The following is a 19,301-nucleotide window of genomic DNA, read 5'->3' on the forward strand; positions in this document are numbered from 1 at the left end:
TTTATATGTGCAGCCAGCGTACGAGTGCATATTTGGCCAGGGCCCAGAGCAGATACGGCGAGGGATGACGGCAGTAGAGGCGGATTTCGTTGGCTGCGGCCATAAGCCGCAGCGGCCACGGCACGGCCTGCCGCTCGGACTGCCAGCCGCGGCAATGCAGGGCCCGAAGCGCTGGTTGGTAGAGCAGATGCCAGCCGGCGGCCCGCAGACGCAGGCAGAGTTCAATGTCTTCCTTGTAGAGGAAAAAGGCCGGATCAAAGACGGCGCCGCCCGCAAGGGCCACGGCCTCCAGGGCGCTGCGCCGGCAAAACAGGCAGGCACCGCAGAGCGCGGGCATCAGTTCCGGCCGGCCAAAACGGCCGTCATCCGGCTGGCCCTGGCCGCGATCCTGCCAGCGGCCATACCAGCGCCGGACAATGCCGGTGGAATCCAGCAGTCCGCTGGCCAAACCGCTCTCCCGCGCACAGCCCAGAAGCCGCGGGCCCAGGGCCGCAAGCCGCTCATCTCCTGCCAGCACCGCTGCCGCACGGGCCAGGGTGTCTGGCAACAGGAAACAATCCGGATTCAGGAACAGCACAAAGGCCATGTCCGGCGGCACAGTGCGAAGGCCCAGATTATTGCCCGAACCATAGCCGATATTGCCGGCCTTCAGGCAGCGGATGTCCGGCCGCGCCGCAAAACCCTCCAGGTACGCCGCCGAATCCGAGCCGCTGTCAACCAGCACGATCAGCGCCGGCCGGAGCGTGCCCGCATCCAGGGCGTGCAGACACCGGGCCAGATCCGCTTCCGCATTGTGGCAGACGATGATGACCGCGATCCGGGGCTGCATCAGCAAAAAAGCCGCAGGTAGAGCAGCAGGAGCCCGTTGCCCTTGCCGGCCGCGGCGCGGCGGCGCATGATGGAATGGATGCTTTCCCGCTCCGCCTCCCGGAGCTTTGCGCGCAAAAGTGGCGGCGCGATTTCCGCAGCGCCGATCCCCTGCCGGAATTTCCGCCGCATTCCGGGCCAGCCCCGCAGGGCCTCGCGCAGGCCCTGCCAGTATGCGCCGAAATGCCGCTTTTTCAACACAAAGAGCAGCCAGCAAAACTGGTACGCCGCTATCACCAAAGCATAGCGCACAAACAGCGCCAGGGAATAGTTGCGGGCCAGCACGAAGAAGGCATTACGGGTGGAGAGCCGGATGGTCAGGTCGTTGAACCTGGAGCCGGTGGTGGCGCTGCCGATGTGAAACACCCGGGCCTCGGGCACATAACGGCAGATCTTGCCCAGGCGGGCGGCGCGCAGATTCCAGTCCACATCTTCCAGATAGGCGAAAAAGTCCGGATCAAAGGCCCCCACCTCCTGCAGTGTCTGCCGGCGGTACAGGGCAGCACCGGCGCAGGCTCCGAAGACCGGCCGGGGCAGCGCATAGGCAGGGCCGTCCTCTTCCATGGTGCCCAGACGGTATCCGGCCCCGCCGCGCAAAAAGCCCTCCCCTGCCCCGTCCAGCAGATGGCGCTCGTGAAAATTCACCAGCCGGGCGGCAAAGAAGCCGGCCTCCGGCCACTGCCGGGCCGCCCGGGCCAACTGCTCCAGACAATCGGGCGCCAGTTCGGTATCGTTGTTCAGCAAAAAAACCAGGTCCGCATCACCCGATGCAATGCCCGTATTCACTGCCGCGCTGAAGCCGGTATTTTCGGCCAACTGCACCAGGCGCACTTCAGGAAAATGCTCCTGCAGCAGGGCAGAGGAATCGTCCTCCGAGCCGTTGTCCACCACGATGACCCGCCAGTCGCGAAAGCTCTGGGCCCTGATGGCCTTCAGGCAGACGGACAGGAAGGCCCGGCCGTTGTAATTGGGAATGACGATGTCAATCACTCGCTCTTTTCCTGTGCAGCCGGCAGGCCCAGAACCTTGCGGACGTGGTAGATCGGCTTCTTCTGGCTCTCGTGGTAGGTGCGCACCACCAGCTCGGCCAAGAGGCCGATGGTGATGAACTGGATGCCCAGAAACATCAAAAGAATCGCCAGCAGGAGCATGGGCCTGTCGCCCAGGGGCATGCCAAAGCACTGGCGCTGAATCAGCAGCACCAGCGCTATCAGAAAACCAGCCACGGACGAAAAGATGCCGATGCTGCCGAAGACGTGCAACGGCCGGGTGGCGTAGCTCAAAAGAAATTTCACGGTCATCAGGTCGAGCAGCACCCGGATGGTGCGCGAAATACCGTACTTGGAGGCGCCGAAACGGCGCGCCCGGTGGTTGACCTTGATTTCGGTAAAGGCGATGCCCATGCCGCTGGCAATAGCCGGGATAAAGCGGTGCATTTCTCCGTAAAGACGAATATTTTCGATGACTTCCCGCCGGAATGCCTTGAGGGTGCACCCGTAGTCGTGCAGGCGCACGCCAGTCACCCAGGAAATGAGCCGGTTGGCCATCTGCGAGGGCAGTCGACGGGAGAGCATGGCGTCCTGCCGGTCAAAACGCCAACCCGTGACCACATCAAAGCCCTCGTCCAGCTTGGCCAGCAGCTTCGGAATGTCGTGCGGGTCATTCTGCAGATCGCCGTCCATGGTGACGATCACGGCGCCGGAGGCATGGTCAAAGCCCGCGCTCATGGCCGCGGTCTGACCGAAGTTGCGGCGCAGGGCCACCACCCGCACGCCCGGATCCTGCCGCTGCACGGCCTCGAGGCGGGCCAGGGTGCGGTCCTTTGAGCCGTCATCCACAAAGACCATCTCAGCGCTCCCGGGCAGGGCGGCCAGCACCTCGTGCAGCTCGTCGTAGAGCAGTTGCACGTTGTCTTCTTCGTTGTACAGGGGAACTACCACAGAAATATCCACGCACCACACCCTTTTAAGGTTCAGGATAGAGATACAGATCGGGCCAGTTGTCGTTGCCGCTGTGAAAGGTCAGGCGCAGCGCCTCTGCCGGCGGCCGGCCGATCTGCCAGAGAAAAATTTCATAATCCGCCTTGTCATGCTCATGATCGCCCCGGCTGGCCGCAAAGACCAGCAGATCGCCGCTGCCCGCGACCCTGGGGAAATACTCGTGGCTGAACTCGCCGGGCAGATCCAGCCATTTGAGCGGCGCGAGCGTCCGGGCATCCAGCCGGTAAAAGGCGTTCTGCTGCCGGCCGCCGTGATCCACCTTGAACAGGTAGCTGCCATCCGGCGACCAGGCCAGTTGACAGCCATCGCCCACGGGATGCAGCGCGCCGTCGGCCAGATCCACCACCGCGGTCGCGCGCCTGGCCCCCCTGAGGGTGACGGCAAGCCGCCTGCCATCCGGCGAAAGCGACGGCGTTTCCAGCCAGGTATCCTGCGGCACGGCCAGATTCCCGCCGCTCGCCAACAGGAGCTGCTCCCTGCCGCTTGCCAGATCGAGACGCAGCATCTGCCGGCCCTGACGCTGAAAAAACACGCTGTTGCCATCCGCCGACCAGGTCGGGGCATTGCCGTCCCTGGCCAGAAGCCGCTCAGCCCCGCTCTGCAGGTCCAAAAGATACACATCCCAGGCCAGATGGTCCCGCTGGGAGTTCCACCGCGTTTTGGAGCGGGCAAAAAGCACCCGCCGCCCGTCCGGAGCTATGCGCGGGAAAGCAGCGGCATGGTGGCCATCGGTCAGGCGGCTCAGGCGGCCTTCCGGCAGGTCGAGACGCCACAGGGCATGATTGCCGCTCCGGTTGGAGCTCCACACCAGAAAGCCCCGGCGGCCCCGCAGGATCTGCGCCAAGTGCCCGGACTGCACCGACTCGCCGGGCAGGGTCTCGCCGAAGCTGGTGGGCGGCGCCATGGCCTGCCGGCGCTGCCAGTGGCGCAGCTCCCGCACCGACACCAAAGCGGCGGCCAGCCCCAGCATCAAAAGCAAAAGAGCAAAGAGCAGCCGGCGCTTCCGGCGCCCGGGATCCGACGCCCCCTTTGCCGCAGCCCGGCCGCTGCCCAGCACGACGAAAAGCACCAGAGCCGCGCAGCCCAGGCCGTAATCCACGGCCTGACTGAGCAGATGCAGGCCCAGCATGATGGCGAGCGCCGCGCTCCGGCTGGCGCCCAGAGCGCTCAGGGCCAGCATGCCGCCGCCCTCGTAAACGCCAAAGCCCATAAAGGCAGGCACCGGCAGGGCCGCCGCCGCCTCTCCGCTGACCAGCGCCATCAGCACCGGCGTCAGGGCCGTGTCCACCTCCGGAAACTGGAGCATGGCCACGGCGCAAAAAAGGCTGTAGAGGCCCAGATACTTCGCCAGCCGCACGGCCAGGGAATAGGCCAAAAGCCGCCCCGAAATTCCGGCTGCCCGCGCCTGCTGCAGAGCCTGGATCAGCGCTGAAACAAAAGCCATGGCCCGGCCGCCCAGCTTCCTGAGCAGCGGCCAGCTCCTGCCCCCGCTCCAGCGCCGCAGCAGGGCCTCGCAGCCCCTGAGGCCCGGGAAAAGCGCCGCGAAACCGGCCAGGACCAAGAGCAGCAGCAGCGGAATGACGGCGATCAGCCACCACTGGGGCCTGAGCTGCACGAGCTGCCAGCCCAGCAGCACGACGAGAATCAGGGCCAGGGCCAGCAAATCGAAGAGAAAGGCAATCGCCAGGGCGGACAGGCAGGCGGCAGCCGAAACCCGGCAGCCCCGGTTCAGCATGGCCACAAAGCTCAGCTCGCCCAGCCGCGCCGGCAGCAGGTCGATAAACATGTTGCGGCTCATGGTCACCAGAAAGACCGGAAGAAAACCCGGCCGTTCCGGCCCGCTGTGCTCCAGGAGCAGGCGGTAGCGGCCCGTTTGCAGCAGGCTGCGCAGCAGGGAGGCTCCCACATAGACCGCGACCAGCGGCAGGGCCAGGTGCTGCAGCGTGACCAGCAGGCGCGAAAAGAAGGGCAAGGCCCCCTCGCCTGGCACGCTGCGCGCCAGCAGGCCCAGCAGCAGAAGCGAGACGAGCAGCGCCAGCAGGAGATGGCCGCAGGTCCTCCGCATCGCGCCCTCTGCCCTCATGACGAACCCGCCTGCCCATCCCGGGCGCGCCGGCCCGCCGCAAAGATCCGGCCGGCATAGAGCAGTCCGCCAATCAGCGAGTAGCAGAGGGTCACAGCCAGAAAGACCACGGCAAGCGACCTCGTGTAGGCCTCGCCCATACCGGCCCACTGGAAAAAAAACACATAGCCCATGTCGCGGACCCCGATGCCGTAGACCGAAACCGGCAGCGCCTCCATGAGCGTAATCAGGGGCACAAAGGCCAGAAAGTACACAAAGGGCGCGTGGGCGTGCAGGGCCCAGGCCATCAGGTACACGGCCACCACCAGCAGAAACTGGAAGGCAAAGGAAATAAGCAGCACCCAGGCCAGCATGCGGGGTTCGGCGCCGTAACGGGCAAAGGCCGCGAAAAAGCGCCCGCAAAAGTCCTGCATCCTGGGCATACGATCGAGGCGCAGCACCTGGAGCAGACGCAGCAGCGGTCTTTGCAGCCAGAGCAGGACAAGGATCAGGGCCAGGGCCGCCAGGGCCAAAAGCGGCAGGATCACCAGCACCGGCCGTTCCAGCCGGATGGCGACAAACACCGAACCCCCGAGGCTCAGACAGGCCAGGGCGACAAAACCGCTCAGCCGGTCGGCCAGCACCGAGGCCGCGGTGCTGGCGCCCCGGCCGCTCTTCTGCATGATATCGTAGATGCGGTACGAATCGCCGCCGATATTGGAGGGCAGAAAAAGGTTGAAGAAAGCGGCGATCAGGTAGCTCACCACCAGTTTGATCAGGGGAATATCGATGTGATCACTCAAAAGCAGAAGACGCCACTTGAGGGCGCTCAGCGTGGTGTTCAGCAGGAGCAGCAGCCCCACCGGCAGGAGCAGCAGAAGCTGGCACTGCGCCAGAACCGCAGCAATCTGCTGTACCGGCGTATTCCGGTACAGCAACAGCAGGAGGGCCAGGCTGACCGCAACTTTGAGGCACAGCAGGATATGAGGTCGGACTCCGCTCACGTTTCAGATGGCGCTTTGCGCGTTCTGATGACCCGTGCCGGCGCACCCACGCACACGGCCCCAGGCGGCACGGACCTGGTGAGTACGGACCCGGCGCCCGCCACAGCCCCGGAGGCCACCCGCACGCCACCCAGAACCGTCACCCTGGCGCCCAGCCAGACGTTGTTTTCCAGAGTCACGCCGCCGTCCTGCACCATGGGGCACTCGCGAATCAGGCCACTGTCCGTGTCGCCGATCGCATAGCTGCCGCCGCCAATGAGCAGGCAGGACTGACCGATCACGCAGTCGTCGCCGATCCGCACCTCGCAAGCGCCGACCGACTGGACAATGCTGAGGGCATTGATGCCGACATGGCGGCCCACGCGGATGGCCCCGCCCTTGCAGGACAGCATCACGTCGTTGGAGAGCATCGTGCCCCTGCCCAGAACGATGCTCTCACAACAGTCTTCGTGGCGACCGTCCAGAATGCAGCCATCGCCGATCACCACATCCGCGTCCAGCCGGATACGGCCCGGATGCCGCAGAATGATGCGGGTCCCGAACAGTACGCCCGGGCCGCAGTGGGCAAAGAGCCTTTTCCAGAACAGGCCGCGCAGGGCGATGCCCAGGGCGCCGGGAATGCCGCCGAGCCAGGTGCAGAATTCGAAGTAAAGCAGGAAGCCCAGACCGAAACGGCCCACAATGACCTCCTGATACTTCCTCAGTGCGCTGGCCCTGCCGGTAATGGCGGCGTGGGTTTTTTGCATGGCCATACGGCCGTTCAGGCCAGGCAGGCCGCTCTGCGCCGGCGCAGCAGCAGCAGAATGCCCAGCAGGGTCGCCCCCGAAGCGCCCAGCAGCGCAAGGGGCGCATGGACCGCCAGCCAGGCCAGGCCCACCAGCGGCAGCAGCAGGAGACGCACCGTGGCCCGCGCCCAGTCATGGGCCGCGATCCAGTCGGCCAGCGGCGGCGAATGGCGATAGTACTGCTGCACCAGCCACTGTCCGGCCCGGTTCGGCAGGAGGAGCCTGTCCCTGAACTGGCGCAGCACCATGACATGCGGCTCCATATAGGAACCAAAGGCAGCGGTGGCAATGAAGCAGCCCCCGCCTCCGTCGCTCTTCCCGGAAACGGCCGATGCAAAGGTTGAAGCCACGATCCGGGCCCCGGCCGCATTGGTGTGGATGCCGTCGGTATTCAGGTTCGGCCAGTTGCCAATCAGGTTGCCGTAGGAGTCCACCAGGGTAACGCCGGCGGAAGAAACCGCGGAGGCGATACTCGCATTGTAGGCGGGCACCTGGGCGCCCGCGCTGTACTTCGTGTACGGCGGCAGCGTGGACAGCACGGGGATGGCCCCGTGACTCCGCGCGATCGAGGCCATATGGCTCAGGTTGTGGGCCACGGTCATCCTGCTGATCCCGCCGGAGACATCGTTGGTGCCCTCCATGATGAGCACGTAGCTGGGCTTGTGCCGCGCGATCTCGCCTGCGATGCGGCCAAGACCCTGGCCGGTCGTTTCTCCGCCCCGGCCGGAGCTCACCACCGAATAGCCGCCTACCAGAGGCGGCAGAAACACCGGGTAGCCGGTGCCGCCACCGTAGCCGCCGTGGGTATTGGAATCGCCAAAGCAGAGGATGGTGTCGGCAACAGCGGGCTGCGCCAGCAACATGGCCACCAGGGCCGCCAGAGGGACAAGCTTTACACTACGGTTTAGCATCATTTTCAAGACCTGAAGGAAGAAGGTTATTCATTGTTGCTGCGAATAAAAAGCATACTGCGATCCGCAACGAAATTCGGCACGGATTCCTCGGAAAACTGCTGACGCTGCTGCTGCAGACGCTCCAGCTCTCCGGTGGAGAGCGCCTGTTCCTCAGTCCAGCCGTCACCTGCAAAGCGCGAAGTCAAAAGGACATAAGCCCCATCGCGAAAGCCCTCCCAAGTGATCTGGATAGCGCCCTTGCGGTCGATTTCAATGCAGGGATTGATATCCGGCACATCGTTGCCAAAGTTGACCTGCTCGGGTCTGCTCCACTTGCCCTGCCGCAGCCGCATGCAGTAGATGTCATCCTGGGTGGCGCCATCGTTGCCGGCAAAGACCAGCCACAGCACGCCGGCATTATCGACCGCCACAAAGGGCATGGTGGCCTCTTCGGGCAGGTCGGGCACCAGCCGCACCTCCGACCAGGCATGGGCATCAAAAACCGCATAGGCAATCGTCAGGCGCAGCTCATCGCGGATCACCCACACCGCATATTTCTTCCCGGCGGGGCCGGCAACGATGCAGGGCAAAAGACTGTCCACCCCACCCTCCGAGAGCTGCACCGGCTTGGTCCAGCGCCCCCTGGTGTCCTGACTGCTGAAATAGATGGCCCGCCAATTCCCCGACGAAACCGTCCAAACCATGTCCCGGCTGACTGCAGCCTTTGCCGGCGCCTCCCGGGCCAAAGCAGGCCCGGCCCAGACGCACAGCCCCAGAAGCGCAAGTCCCCAGGCACAGCCCTGTAGCGCCTGCCAAGATCCCCGCATACCCATACCTCCTCATGGAAAGCCCGGCAAAACACCAGGCAGAAAATCGCTTCGAACATACCGTGTTCGGCGGCAAAAAAAAACAGGAACATCACGCCAAACACAGTGCGCGGCCACCACGAAAGCCGCCGGCTGCGGCCCTGCGCTCAGCAGATTTTGCCGATCCCGGCCAGCCCCACACAGACAAAACTGTACAGGGACAGGAGGAACATGGCCGCGCACAGCAGGGGCGCCACGCTCCTGAACAGATAGGCGCGGGCATGCAGGCACAAAACGCCCAGCATACCGACAATGGGCAGCAGATAGCGGCCCTGGGGCTGAAAATCCACTGTCCAGGCATGGTAAAAATCCACCGCCATCAGGGCGCAGGCACAGATCAGGCCAAGACAGGCCAGCGTTATGCCCGGCCAGCCGCCGTGCACCAGGACCGAGACCGCCGCTGCCGCCAGGAGCAGCAGGCCCGCATACATCACCAGCCGGTAGTAGGATGGCGCGGCACTGACCGAGGTTTCACCGTACAGACCAAAGGCACTGTGAAAAGACTTGGCGCCCCAGCCGTCGATCCACATCAAACGCGCGGCGCTCGTGCCCCGCTCCCGCATCTGCAGGTGCCCGTGCCGCTGTTCAAGAGGGGTCCCCGGATTCCACAGCTCCCCGGCATAGTGATAGCGGGCCTGCAGCAATCTGGCCTCCTTGTCAAAGCCATTGATGTACTCGTCTGTGCCGCGCACGGCGGCGAAGACGCTCAGGCCAATCAGGAGCACCAGGGCCATACGGCGCAGCGTGCCGCGCTGGCAGGGCGTGTAGCCCCACAGCAGGCGCCAAAGCACGTAGCCGCCCAAAAAAAGAACAAAAAAGTAAAAATTCTTCTTGATCAGGAGCAACAGCGCGAACAGGAGCCCCAGCCAGACATAGGAAAGAGGACTGGCTTTGGTTCCGTCCGCGCCCCCTGCCAGTAGCCGGTTCCAGGCCGATTCCGGACTGGCCAGCTGCCAGGCTGCCAGCATCATGACAAGGCAGGCAAAGGCCTCCGAATTGACATAGCTGAAGATGTACCAGATCTGCGGCGACAGCAGCATCGGCAGCATGAGCAGACGAAAATCGCGACAGGCCACGGCCAGCAGCAACAACAGCCCCCAGAAGGCCACATTGCAATAGCGCTCCACCATGTAGGAGGGCAGCGCCAGCGCATGGAAGAGGCGGGCGCATTTGCCCAGCAACAGATAGGCTATTTCCCCGGAGTGCAGGCGGGACACGCCGTACACGCTGTAGGTGTTGCGGATGTCTGGGGCGCCGACCGGCGGCGGCAGCACATGCTGCTGGAAATAATCGGCCGCACGCACATGCACCCCCTCGTCGGGGTGGACGCCAACGCGGCTGAGGGTGGCCATGCAGGCAATGAGCACAAAAACCATGGCCAGACAGACAACAATGAGCGTGTCGCCCCGCTCAAAGCAGCGTTCCAGCACCAGACCGGCCAGCAGGACGCCCACAAACACCAGGGCCAGGGGCAGCAAGGCCCCGGCCCGGGAATGGCCCCTCGTCCGGAGGGCGGACGGCAAATCGAAAAAGAGCTGGGGATCCCTGCCGGAGGGCACCACCGTCAGCCCATCATCAGCCAGATAGAGGGCCTCGATGTCCTGCTCCCCCGAAACGAGACGGGAAAGGCCCTCGCGGCCGGCCAGATGAATGGGGGCATAGCCGTCCTGCGTCAGGGTGATGGAACGGATGCTCACCCGGCTGCGTTCCTCTTCGCTGGGATCGATGCGCAGAAGCGCCACCTTGGACAGATCGGTCAGCTTGAATCTGTACAAGTGCTTTTCAGGCCTGAGAAGCAGCCGCCGGGAATGACGCTCGCTCCAGACGCTTTCCGGATCCTGACCAAGCCAGTAGATTTTGAAACAGGCCGGCGCCTCGACCTGCACATTGAGCTCGACGCTCGCCTGGCGCTCCGCCAGCACATGGTAGAGAACGGCGCAGCCCAGGGCGAAGAGCGCCAGCCACAAAAGATGCAGCTTGCGACCCGCCCGTGGCTGCATCACGCCTCCCTCCCGGCGGCAGGCTGCCCTTTCTTCCGCAGGCGGGCATACAGACGGGTCAGAGCCGCCTCATGGGGAATCAGCAGGGCAAAGAGCGGCCTGCCGTAGTGCAGCAGGGTCAGCACCGCCAACTGCCGGCACCGGGTGAAGCCGGCGAAGGAGCCCAGCGGCAGCAGACGATTCAAGGCGTAACAGCGGAAAATTCTGAAGATCTCCCGCTCCTCCATGTCAAAACCCCTGGTGCTTATCGGTCGCTCCCGCATCATCATTCCTCCCGCAGTCGGTGGCGGATGCCCTGCACAAAATACTTCAGGCGCAGGAAGGGCCTGCAATACAGGGCGGCCGCACTCCGGTCCCACAGTTGCAGGTCAGCCCTCGTATGCCTTTTGACGGGCTGGTGCTGCCCGTAAAAATCGTCCAGATGGTGGCGGTTTCTGATCGCCACCACTTCCCGGGTTTTGGGGAAGGCCAGCCGGCTGACCATGAGGTAGTTGAGCCAGGGCTTGAGATCTTTCAGCGTCCAGCCCAGTACGGCCGCGGCCGGGGCATAGCGCCGCACACCATCCAGGATGCCTTCCTGCAGGGGCGCGTAGTAGGCGTCCTGCTCCTGCTCCGCCCGCCCGGTTTTGTCCTCGGTCGTACGGAAGAGGAGTTCGTAGCCGGCCCCCTTCAGGGCATAGGCGTTCAGGGTGGGAGAGGGCGCGCGGCAGGCCTCTTCAAAGAGATCCCGGGCGTAGAGGATGCTGGACCCGGCCAGATCGAAGCGGTCGCGGTCATAGAGCAGCCCCCGCAGGCTGTTCTTCGCTTCCTCGGGGAAAACAATGCCCCGGGTCGCGGCCAGCACATAACCCCGGCAGGCGGGCACGTCGGGACGATGCTTCACCGCGTCAAAGAGAAAACGCTGGATGGTGCCCATCCAGCCGATGTCGACCAGCGCCACGGAGGACTCCGCAAAAAAGCCCTCAGCCTCCAGGTAGCGCTGCAGGGCCAGATTGCTGTCTGCGGTCTGCCGCTTCACCTCCTCCTGAAAGAGGGGATCGCGGAAGAGCAGGTTGAAGCGCCTGCGGTTTTCCAGGGCATAGCCCTTGTGCTTGTCGGAAAGCACCGTGTCTTCGGCCAGACCCTGGCGGGCCAGATGGGGCGCGAAGGGCGCGGGATCCAGCGCAAAGACCCGGCAAAGGTCGCGGAAATCCCGGTTGCCGGCAGGCAGAAACACGATGTCCGCGCTGCTCTGCACCATGCCCTGATGGGCACAACTGGCCCCGGCAAGCGCCATGCGGCTGACGTAGAGATAGGATGCCCTGGGCAGAGCCACTGCCGGATGCAGCACCGGCGCGAGCAGATGCCAGATCTTTTCCAGAAGCCAGCCTTCCCGGGAAAAAAAGTAGAGCCTGCCGATGCCGCTCTTCAGGCACTCCTCCAGCACGCCCTGCACAAAGGCCGCCAGCAGCGGGGCTAGGACCAGAAAGCCGTAGCGGTACAGAAAGGGCCTGGGCACATTTTCCGCCTCCAGGGGCAGGCACAGTTGCTGCAGATCGCGGCCGCGCCAGAAGGGCTGCCCCAGCGAGTATTTGTAATAGCGCTTTTCCAGCGACTTGCGCTGCTTCTCCCCCGCATCCCTGAGCACCAGGGCCCGCAGGCCAAATTCCGCCGGCTTGAGCCCGTCGGAGTGGGGATTGTCGCCAATATGCAGCCAGGCGGCGCGATCAAGGCCGTATTGCTCCTGCACGAGCTGGAAGGCCTTGCCGGAAGCCTTGGCCAGAAAGCTGTCCGCAGAGGAGATGACGCTGTCCACGGCGTCCAGGAAGCCCGCCCCTTCGATCAGCCGCCGCAGGTGCTCTGCCGGCAGATAGACGTCGGAGAGCACCAGAATTTTCCTGCCCGCCGCATGCATCCGCCGCAGCCACTCCACCAGTCCGGCCCGGGGCACCAGCATGGCGGCCTCCATGTCCAGCTCGTATCCGGTCACTTCGGCAAGCAGGGCCGTGACGTCCTGGCCCGGAAAGAGCTGCCGCAGGAGCTGCGTCATGAAATCCGGGTAACGGGCCTCCTGATCGGCGAAGCGGCGGCCGGTGGCCTCGCGCTGCTCCCGCTCCGCCCTGTCGCGCAGATCCTGCACCTCTTCCCAACTGACCACCCGGCCCAGGGCGGCCAGCTTTTCCGCAATGAAGCGGGCCGTCGCCGGTTTGACCAGATCCGGGTCATGGGTCCGGCGAATGAGCAGGGTGTCGAAAAGGTCGAAGGAAATGGCCGTGCAGGTCCGGGCGGCCTCCTCGGCTGCGGCCAGCAGTTCCCCTATGCTGTAACAGGTTTTCCAGCTCATGGACTTTTCAGCAGGCAATCGGCATGACAAGAAAGTATGGGCAGAGATCGCATTCAGCGCCGCAGTTTCTCCCGCAGGCGGCGGCCGCAGCTTTTCAGCAGATTGCCGGCCTGCACGCGGATGCCCGGCAGGGGCGCGCCATCCCGGCGCAGGCGTTCCTGCAGCAGTTCCCGCTCCAGTTCCACCAGACGGCCCGTGCCGGCATCGACCAGGGGCTGCAGTTCTTCCGGCATCCGGGCCAGAAGATACTTGCGGATCACGGCCTGATCCTGCTCGCGGCCGCTTATGGCCGCCTCGCTGATGGTGTTGCTCTGGTGAATGCGGTAGCAGAGCAGCGGCGCGTCGTGCAAAAAGCGCACCTGACCGGGCAGGGCCAGAAGAGCGCGGAACATATAGTCATAATCGTGCAGATAGCGCAACGGACAAAACTGTCCCACCCGCTGCACCGCGGCCCGGGTCAGAAACAGGTTCGAGGTGGTGACCAGGACATTGCGCTGCAGGAAGGTGGTGTAGAGATCGCCGCAGTCGGTAAAGCGGCGCAGACCATCCTCATACCAGCGGTTCCACCACAGTTCGGGATCTGTCAGCTCTCTGCCGTCGTCATCGATGAGCCGCACTCTGGTAAAGAGGCACTGGGCGCCGCTCTCCTCCTGTGCGGCCAGCAGGCATTCGAGGCGCGTCCGGGCAAAGATGTCGTCGGAGTTGAGAATGGCGACAAACTCGCCCCGGGCCAGGGCCAGACCATTGTTGAGGGCATTGTAGGCATCCTGGTTTTCCTCATACACGTAGCGCAGCCGCGGATCGGCATAGCTCTTGATGACCCTGGCCGTCGCGTCGGTGGAGCCATCGTCGACAACGATCAGTTCGATATTGGCATGGCTCTGCTGCAACACGCTTTCTATGGCCGGGCCGACAAAGCGCTCGTGATTGTAGGCCGGGATGATGACGGAAACCAGGGAGCTCTTCACGGTTGGCTGCACCTCGGGGGCAAATCGGCTGCCCTGCCTAGCGGCGGACAAAGGGCCGTTCAATATAGGTATAAGTCAGGGCCGCAACGATATAGGTCAGGATGCCCACAACGGTGAACTTGGCATATCCCGACAGCGCCATATGGTTGAACAGGCTGGCGTTCGCCGCCTTCACCGCCTGCAGGATCAGGGGATGCAGCAGATAGAAGCTGAAGCTGACCACGCCCAGGGCCCTGAGCGGCAGACAGCCCACCACCGCGGAAAAACGCGAGTTGCCGGCAAAAACCGCGAGCAGAATGAGCAGGCCCGACAGCAGGCTGAAGGCGCCCGGATACAGCCTGGGGTTGAAGCCCCAGGGCGCCAGCAGATCATTTGCCGACAGGGCCAGCAGGGCGACATACAACAGCAGGCCTGCTGCGGAAAAACGCCTCCATGGGGCCCGCCCGCCCTTCTCCTGCTCCAGACGCTCTGCCAGCAGACTGCTCAGATAGGCAAAGGCGGAGCCGCAGAAAAAGGCGCCCAGTTTGGGCGGCAGACTCGAATTTTCGCCGTACAGGGAGATCACATGCACGGTCAGGTAGCGAAAGGCGATAAAGCTCAGTTCCAGCAGAAACAGGGCTGCCAGTGCTTTGGGTCCGGCAAAACGGCAGGTCACAACAAGCAGCGCCAGAAAAAGACTCCAGAAGACGTAGTCGAACATGGAGGCAGAGCCAGGACGCGCTCCGGGCAGGCAGCAGGCAAAGGCCATCATGCCCAGGAGCGGCAGCAGGGCCCAGGTCTTTTGGCGGGCGAAACAGGCCAGACCAATGACCAGCATGGCAAAGGGCAGCCAGAAATAGAAAAACAACTCCTGGGGCACGGTCCACAAAACCCCGTCGGCCTGCACCAGATAGTAGTGACGGAAGGCCTCCACCACCCGGCCGCGGAAGAGAAACAGCACGGTGACGACCACATAGAACATGGGCAGCACCCGGCGCAGACGGCGGGCTATGTAGTTGCTCATGTAGTCAAAGGACAGCGCGCGCTTTGGCTCCTGCACAAAGGGCAGGGTCAGCAGAAAGCCGCTCAGGGTGAAAAACCAGAGAATGCCCAGCCAGCCGGTGCCCTTGAAGACGCCGGTGTGCTCGCCGAGCACGGTGAGGGCGGCCAGCCCCCGCATGCCGTCCAGGGCGCCGTAGTTGGTGCCGCTCGAGGAGACTTTGCCGGCAATGTCGCGGAAGGCCGGAAAGTCCCGAAAATGAAATCTGGTCAGCAGCAGATAGAAGATGAAGCTGTGCGCGAGCGGCAAAATCCAGCCGATAAAAAAGTTGCGGGTCTGCAGCGGCGGGAGGAGCGTGAGAAAGGGATCGGAACCCTGGGTGGCCAGGACCAGCGCATCGCCCTCCAGCCTGACGCTGGCGATGTCCGCATTGGGCCGGAAGGCCCTCTGGATGGCCGGCGCGTCAAAGGTGACGGGCCCGCCGAAATGGCTGAGAAAGGTGAGGCTGTAGAGCCGGACCGTGCCGGCATGCTGGCCCAGATCGAGCCGGACCTGCCGGGCCAGATGGTCGTACATCGGCAATTTGAGCGTGACCCGCCGACCGGCCCCGTAGTCCAGGCCGCCCACCAGCTCGTAGTCCTGCAGCCGGGCATGCGGCGAGGCAAACAGCTCCAGCCGGTCTTCGTGGTCCAGCTCCGCATCCACGATCATCTGCGAAAAGCTGGATAAAACGAGGGCATGGGTCAGCAGCTTGAAGACTGCAAAGCAGCACAGAAGCGCGGCAAAAACGGACACGGATTTAAGGCGCTGGGACATGGGCTTAGGGCTGTTAAGAAAATCGGTTCGGTACGCTGTTTACAATCAGAGCCAAAGACGCGGGCAGCAGGCCGCCTCCTGTTACATGTCCACCAAAAGGATCTCCCCGCTGCTCATGCCGTCCTGCCGGCGATAGCGAGAAAGCTCACGCCGCAGCTCTTCCAGCAGCATGCGTTCTTCCTGCTCATCCGGCCCCAGCTCTTCCATGAGATCCAGAATATCCAGTTCGAGTGAATGCGCGGAATAGCCCTCCATGACCACCAGCAGAAAGCGCGCCGCTGCGATTTCCACCAGCCTGAGCCCAGGCAACCTCTGCAAACAGGGACAGGGACCAATGATGATCAAACCGCAGCCATCAAAGGCCCGCACGGTTTCCACCCGCCTGCCCTGCCCTCCTGAGAGACCGGCCGCCATGTCCACACATTTCACGATGGCCCTGGCCCTGTCCTGGTCAATGGCCTGCAGCGCTTCAAGGGTGCGAAGCGGCAGGGTGACCGTGACCGGCGTGCTGGCCTCCTCAAATTTGGGCGGTCTGCCGACTGGCTGTTTTCGCACTTTCTTCGAGCCCATGCTCAACTCTATTTCTACGTTAAAATTTCAGGGACTATACCCTTTTTACATTAAAAGTCAAAGAATTCCTTGCACCCCCAGGGCGTTCCAAAAAAGGCCCACCTCCGCCTGCCGAGGCAGGAGAGCCCGGTTCCGGGCACGGCGGCCGCCATGGCAGGGCCAGGCGTCTGGACAAAAAAAACCCGGAAAGCTGGCGAGTCCGCTGCCTTCCGGGTGACAAACAGCAAAACGCAGGCCAGGGCCCGGCTTCCCGCTTACAGGTATCCTTCCGCCCGGTACCACTCGCCGGTGCGCCGCAGACCCTCGTCCAGGGAAATGGTCGGCTTGTAGCCCAGTTCCCGCTTGGCCTTGGAAATATCGAAGGCGCGGTTCTGGCGGTACCAGTCCACCCGGCGGGGGAAAATGGGCGGGGTGATTTTGAAGGGCTTGCAGAGGGTCTCGCAGATATGGCCAGCCAGAACCACGGGCCACACCGGAAAATGCGGGACCTTCACATCCACGCCCAGGGCCCGGCCGGTGCGGCGCACCAGATCCTCTATGCCCACATACTCCTCGTCCGCAATCAGATAGGTCTGGCCATCGCCCCTGCCCGGCTCCATCACCAGGATAAAGGCGTCGATCAGGCTGTCGATGTAGAGCGGATGGTACAGGGTCTTGCCATCGCCGAACATGGGGAAAAAGCCCTTGCTGACCCGCTTGAAGATCATAAAGAAGCGCTCCGGGTCGCCGGGGCCGTAAATGGCGGCCGGCCGGATGATCACGGCGGGCAGGCCGTTTTTATGGTACTGCATGACCAGAGGCTCGGCCTCGTACTTGGTGCGCTGATAATAGTCGGCCGGCTGTATGGGGGCCTCCTCGTTCGCCGGCGGATGGTCGACATTGCCGTGCACCCCGCAGGTGGAGCAATAGATGAAGCGCTTCACCCCGGCCTGCACGGATTCTTCCAGCATGATCCGGGTGCCGCCGACGTTGACCTCGTCATAGTGGCTGTTGGGCACGTTCAGTTCCCGGAAGGCTGCGGCCAGATGCTGCACCACATCGACGCCCGCCATGCAGCGGCGCACCACTTCCCGGTCGGTGACGGAGCCAATGACCACCTGGGCGCCCCACTGCCGGAGTTCCTCGGTTTTCAGCCCCTCGTGATAGTCCAGCGCCACCACCTCGTGGCCCAGATCCAAAAGCCGCCGCACCAGCGCCTTGCCGGTGAAACCTGTCCCGCCTGTTACCAGAACCTTCATGCTTGCCTCAAAATTTCAGTTGAAAAAACGATCATGCCAGATGGCCACGTTGAGCAGCGCCCACAGCGTATGATTGTGGTTCTGCCGCATGGCCGTGTGTTCCTCGATCAGGGTGTCAATGGCGTCCATGTGCATGTACTCCCGCAAGATCGCGGAGCTGTGCAGACGCTCGATCATATAGTCCCTGAGCTGCCCCCGCAGCAGGTGCTTGACCGGCAGACTGTAGCCCTGCTTGCCGCGATGGACGATTTTGTCCGGCAGCAGGCCTTCCAGCGCGGCCCGGAAAATGTACTTGGTGGTCATCCTGTGGAGCTTCCAGTCGCCGGGCAGGCTGGCCAGAAAGGACACCAGCACATGGTCCAGAAGCGGCACCCGGATCTCCAGGGAGGAGGCCATGGACATGCGGTCCACCTTCATGAGCACGCTGTCGGTCATCATGAAGCGCAGATCCAGATAGATTTCCCGGTTCACCGCATCGGCGGCCCCGGCCTTCCGCGCATATTCGCGCAGCTGCCAGAAGGGGTCGCCATTGATCGCCGTCCTGAAACTGTCCTGGAAGAGCCGACTTTCCAGATGCTTATTCAGAAAATACTGCCAGCGCAGATGCCCGCCGTCCTCCGGCAGCAGCGCGCCCTCGACAAAGCGCTTCAGCATGTTGATCGCGCCCTTTTTCTGGGGCTGATCCGGCAGGCGCTCCACCAGAGGGCCCACGAGACGATGACGGAGCGCAGCGGGCAGCAGGGAAAAGCAGCGATTCAGGCGGCTGGCCTTGAAGCGGTCGTAACCGGCGAAACTCTCGTCCGCGCCTTCGCCGGAAAGGCAGACCGTCACCTGCTCCCGGGCCTGCCTGCAGAGCAGGTACAGGGGCACGGTGGACAGGTCGGTCATGGGCTCGTCCAGGTGGTAGAGCGTCTGCTCCACATAGTCGGCGTTGAGCGAGTCCAGATAGAGGACCTGGTGTTCGGTCCCGAATTCCCTGGCCACAATGGCCGCATAGTCCAGTTCCGAAAAGGTGGCGTCCCTGTAGCCGATGGTGAAGGTCTTGAGCGGGCCGCCGATGTGCCGCCGCATCAGTGCGACAATGCAACTGGAATCCAGTCCGCCGGAGAGAAAGACGCCCAGGGGCACATCGGCAACCAGATGGCTTTTGACCGCAAAGTCAAGCTGTTCCCGCAGCCGCTCGACGCTCTCCTGAAAGGATGGATGCTTGCCGGGGGCAAAAGAAAGATCCCAGTACTGTCTGATCGCGAGCTGGCCATGCTCAAAGAGCGCCAGATGGCCGGCGGGCAGCTTGCGGATGCCGGCAAACATGGTCTGGGGCGCGGGCACGAACTCGAAGCCCAGATAGTCGTAGAGCGCCTGGGCGTTCACCCGCCGCTCCAGGCCCCGATATTCGAGCATGGCCTTTATTTCCGAAGCGAAAATCAGAGCAGGCTCCCCATCCACCCTGCATTCGGCATAGTACAGCGGCTTGATGCCCATGCGGTCCCGCACCAGAAGCAGACGCCGCTTTGTGCTGTCATAGAGGGCAAAGGCGAACATGCCCCGCAGACGGTCCACAGCCTCGGGGCCGTATTCCTCGTAGGCATGGACAATGACTTCCGAATCGCTCTGACTGGTGAAGCGGTGCCCCTGCTGTTCCAGCTCCCGCCTGAGTTCCTGAAAGTTGTAGATCTCGCCATTGGCGACCAGCCAGACCGTCCGGTCCTCGTTGCAGATGGGCTGGCGGCCCTTCTCGCTCAGGTCGATGATGGACAGGCGCCGGTGGCCCAGCGAGATGCCCTCGGCGCAGTATTCCCCCTCCTGGTCCGGCCCCCGGTGCGCCAAACGCTCGGCCATCCGCTGCACCAGGGCGGCATCGTTCCAGGTCATTCCACAAATTCCACACATGCCCGCTCCACCTGCACACGCTTGTCTGTTGCCCCGGTCC

Annotated in this window: 16 protein-coding genes; all 16 read right to left on the reverse strand. The window is 63.5% G+C overall.

Features of this window, described 5'->3' with window-relative positions; genetic code table 11:
* Position 1 precedes the first annotated feature (1 nt).
* Entirely contained in the window at positions 2-829 is an 828-nt protein-coding gene (locus tag CAY53_RS12270) for a glycosyltransferase family 2 protein (protein ID WP_104937349.1), read from the reverse strand.
* Positions 829-1,857, reverse strand: coding sequence for a glycosyltransferase family 2 protein (locus CAY53_RS12275; protein ID WP_104937350.1), 1,029 nt, complete (start codon positions 1,855-1,857; stop codon positions 829-831). The genes CAY53_RS12270 and CAY53_RS12275 overlap by 1 nt, the downstream gene beginning before the upstream one ends.
* Positions 1,854-2,819, reverse strand: coding sequence for a glycosyltransferase family 2 protein (locus tag CAY53_RS12280; RefSeq protein WP_104937351.1), 966 nt, complete (start codon positions 2,817-2,819; stop codon positions 1,854-1,856). The genes CAY53_RS12275 and CAY53_RS12280 overlap by 4 nt, the downstream gene beginning before the upstream one ends.
* Positions 2,820-2,832: 13 nt before the next feature.
* Complete coding sequence (locus CAY53_RS12285; protein WP_104937352.1) at positions 2,833-4,950, reverse strand: lysylphosphatidylglycerol synthase domain-containing protein; 2,118 nt, start codon at positions 4,948-4,950, stop codon at positions 2,833-2,835.
* Entirely contained in the window at positions 4,947-5,933 is a 987-nt protein-coding gene (locus tag CAY53_RS12290; RefSeq protein ID WP_104937353.1) for a lysylphosphatidylglycerol synthase transmembrane domain-containing protein, read from the reverse strand. The genes CAY53_RS12285 and CAY53_RS12290 overlap by 4 nt, the downstream gene beginning before the upstream one ends.
* Positions 5,930-6,685 carry an acyltransferase gene (locus CAY53_RS12295; RefSeq protein ID WP_104937354.1) on the reverse strand — a complete coding sequence of 252 codons (756 nt, stop codon included), beginning with the start codon at positions 6,683-6,685 and terminating at the stop codon, positions 5,930-5,932. The genes CAY53_RS12290 and CAY53_RS12295 overlap by 4 nt, the downstream gene beginning before the upstream one ends.
* A gap of 8 nt (positions 6,686-6,693) precedes the next feature.
* Positions 6,694-7,632 (reverse strand): SGNH/GDSL hydrolase family protein, encoded by a 939-nt coding sequence (locus CAY53_RS12300; RefSeq protein ID WP_104937355.1) that lies wholly within the window; start codon positions 7,630-7,632, stop codon positions 6,694-6,696.
* 23 nt (positions 7,633-7,655) lie between these two features.
* Positions 7,656-8,438: a glycoside hydrolase family 43 protein gene (locus tag CAY53_RS12305; RefSeq protein ID WP_146106523.1), complete on the reverse strand. Its 783-nt coding sequence runs from the start codon at positions 8,436-8,438 to the stop codon at positions 7,656-7,658.
* 146 nt (positions 8,439-8,584) lie between these two features.
* Positions 8,585-10,480 carry a hypothetical protein gene (locus CAY53_RS12310; protein WP_146106524.1) on the reverse strand — a complete coding sequence of 632 codons (1,896 nt, stop codon included), beginning with the start codon at positions 10,478-10,480 and terminating at the stop codon, positions 8,585-8,587.
* Positions 10,477-10,743, reverse strand: a complete 267-nt coding sequence (locus tag CAY53_RS12315) for a hypothetical protein (RefSeq protein ID WP_104937358.1) — start codon at positions 10,741-10,743, stop codon at positions 10,477-10,479. The genes CAY53_RS12310 and CAY53_RS12315 overlap by 4 nt, the downstream gene beginning before the upstream one ends.
* Positions 10,743-12,800: an HAD family hydrolase gene (locus CAY53_RS12320; protein WP_104937359.1), complete on the reverse strand. Its 2,058-nt coding sequence runs from the start codon at positions 12,798-12,800 to the stop codon at positions 10,743-10,745. The genes CAY53_RS12315 and CAY53_RS12320 overlap by 1 nt, the downstream gene beginning before the upstream one ends.
* A gap of 53 nt (positions 12,801-12,853) precedes the next feature.
* Complete coding sequence (locus tag CAY53_RS12325) at positions 12,854-13,768, reverse strand: glycosyltransferase family 2 protein (protein WP_181040309.1); 915 nt, start codon at positions 13,766-13,768, stop codon at positions 12,854-12,856.
* Positions 13,769-13,805: 37 nt separating this feature from the next.
* The gene (locus tag CAY53_RS12330; RefSeq protein WP_104937361.1) at positions 13,806-15,563 is read right to left on the reverse strand and encodes an acyltransferase family protein; all 1,758 of its coding nucleotides are present in this window, start codon (positions 15,561-15,563) and stop codon (positions 13,806-13,808) included.
* An 81-nt stretch (positions 15,564-15,644) separates the two neighbouring features.
* Entirely contained in the window at positions 15,645-16,133 is a 489-nt protein-coding gene (locus CAY53_RS12335) for a hypothetical protein (protein ID WP_104937362.1), read from the reverse strand.
* 254 nt (positions 16,134-16,387) lie between these two features.
* Positions 16,388-17,371, reverse strand: coding sequence for an NAD-dependent epimerase/dehydratase family protein (locus CAY53_RS12340; RefSeq protein ID WP_104937363.1), 984 nt, complete (start codon positions 17,369-17,371; stop codon positions 16,388-16,390).
* A 15-nt stretch (positions 17,372-17,386) separates the two neighbouring features.
* Positions 17,387-19,261: an asparagine synthase (glutamine-hydrolyzing) gene (gene asnB / locus CAY53_RS12345; RefSeq protein ID WP_104937364.1), complete on the reverse strand. Its 1,875-nt coding sequence runs from the start codon at positions 19,259-19,261 to the stop codon at positions 17,387-17,389.
* Positions 19,262-19,301 lie beyond the last annotated feature (40 nt).

Origin of the sequence: Desulfobulbus oralis (genome assembly GCF_002952055.1) — a bacterium.
Lineage (GTDB): Bacteria > Desulfobacterota > Desulfobulbia > Desulfobulbales > Desulfobulbaceae > Desulfobulbus > Desulfobulbus oralis.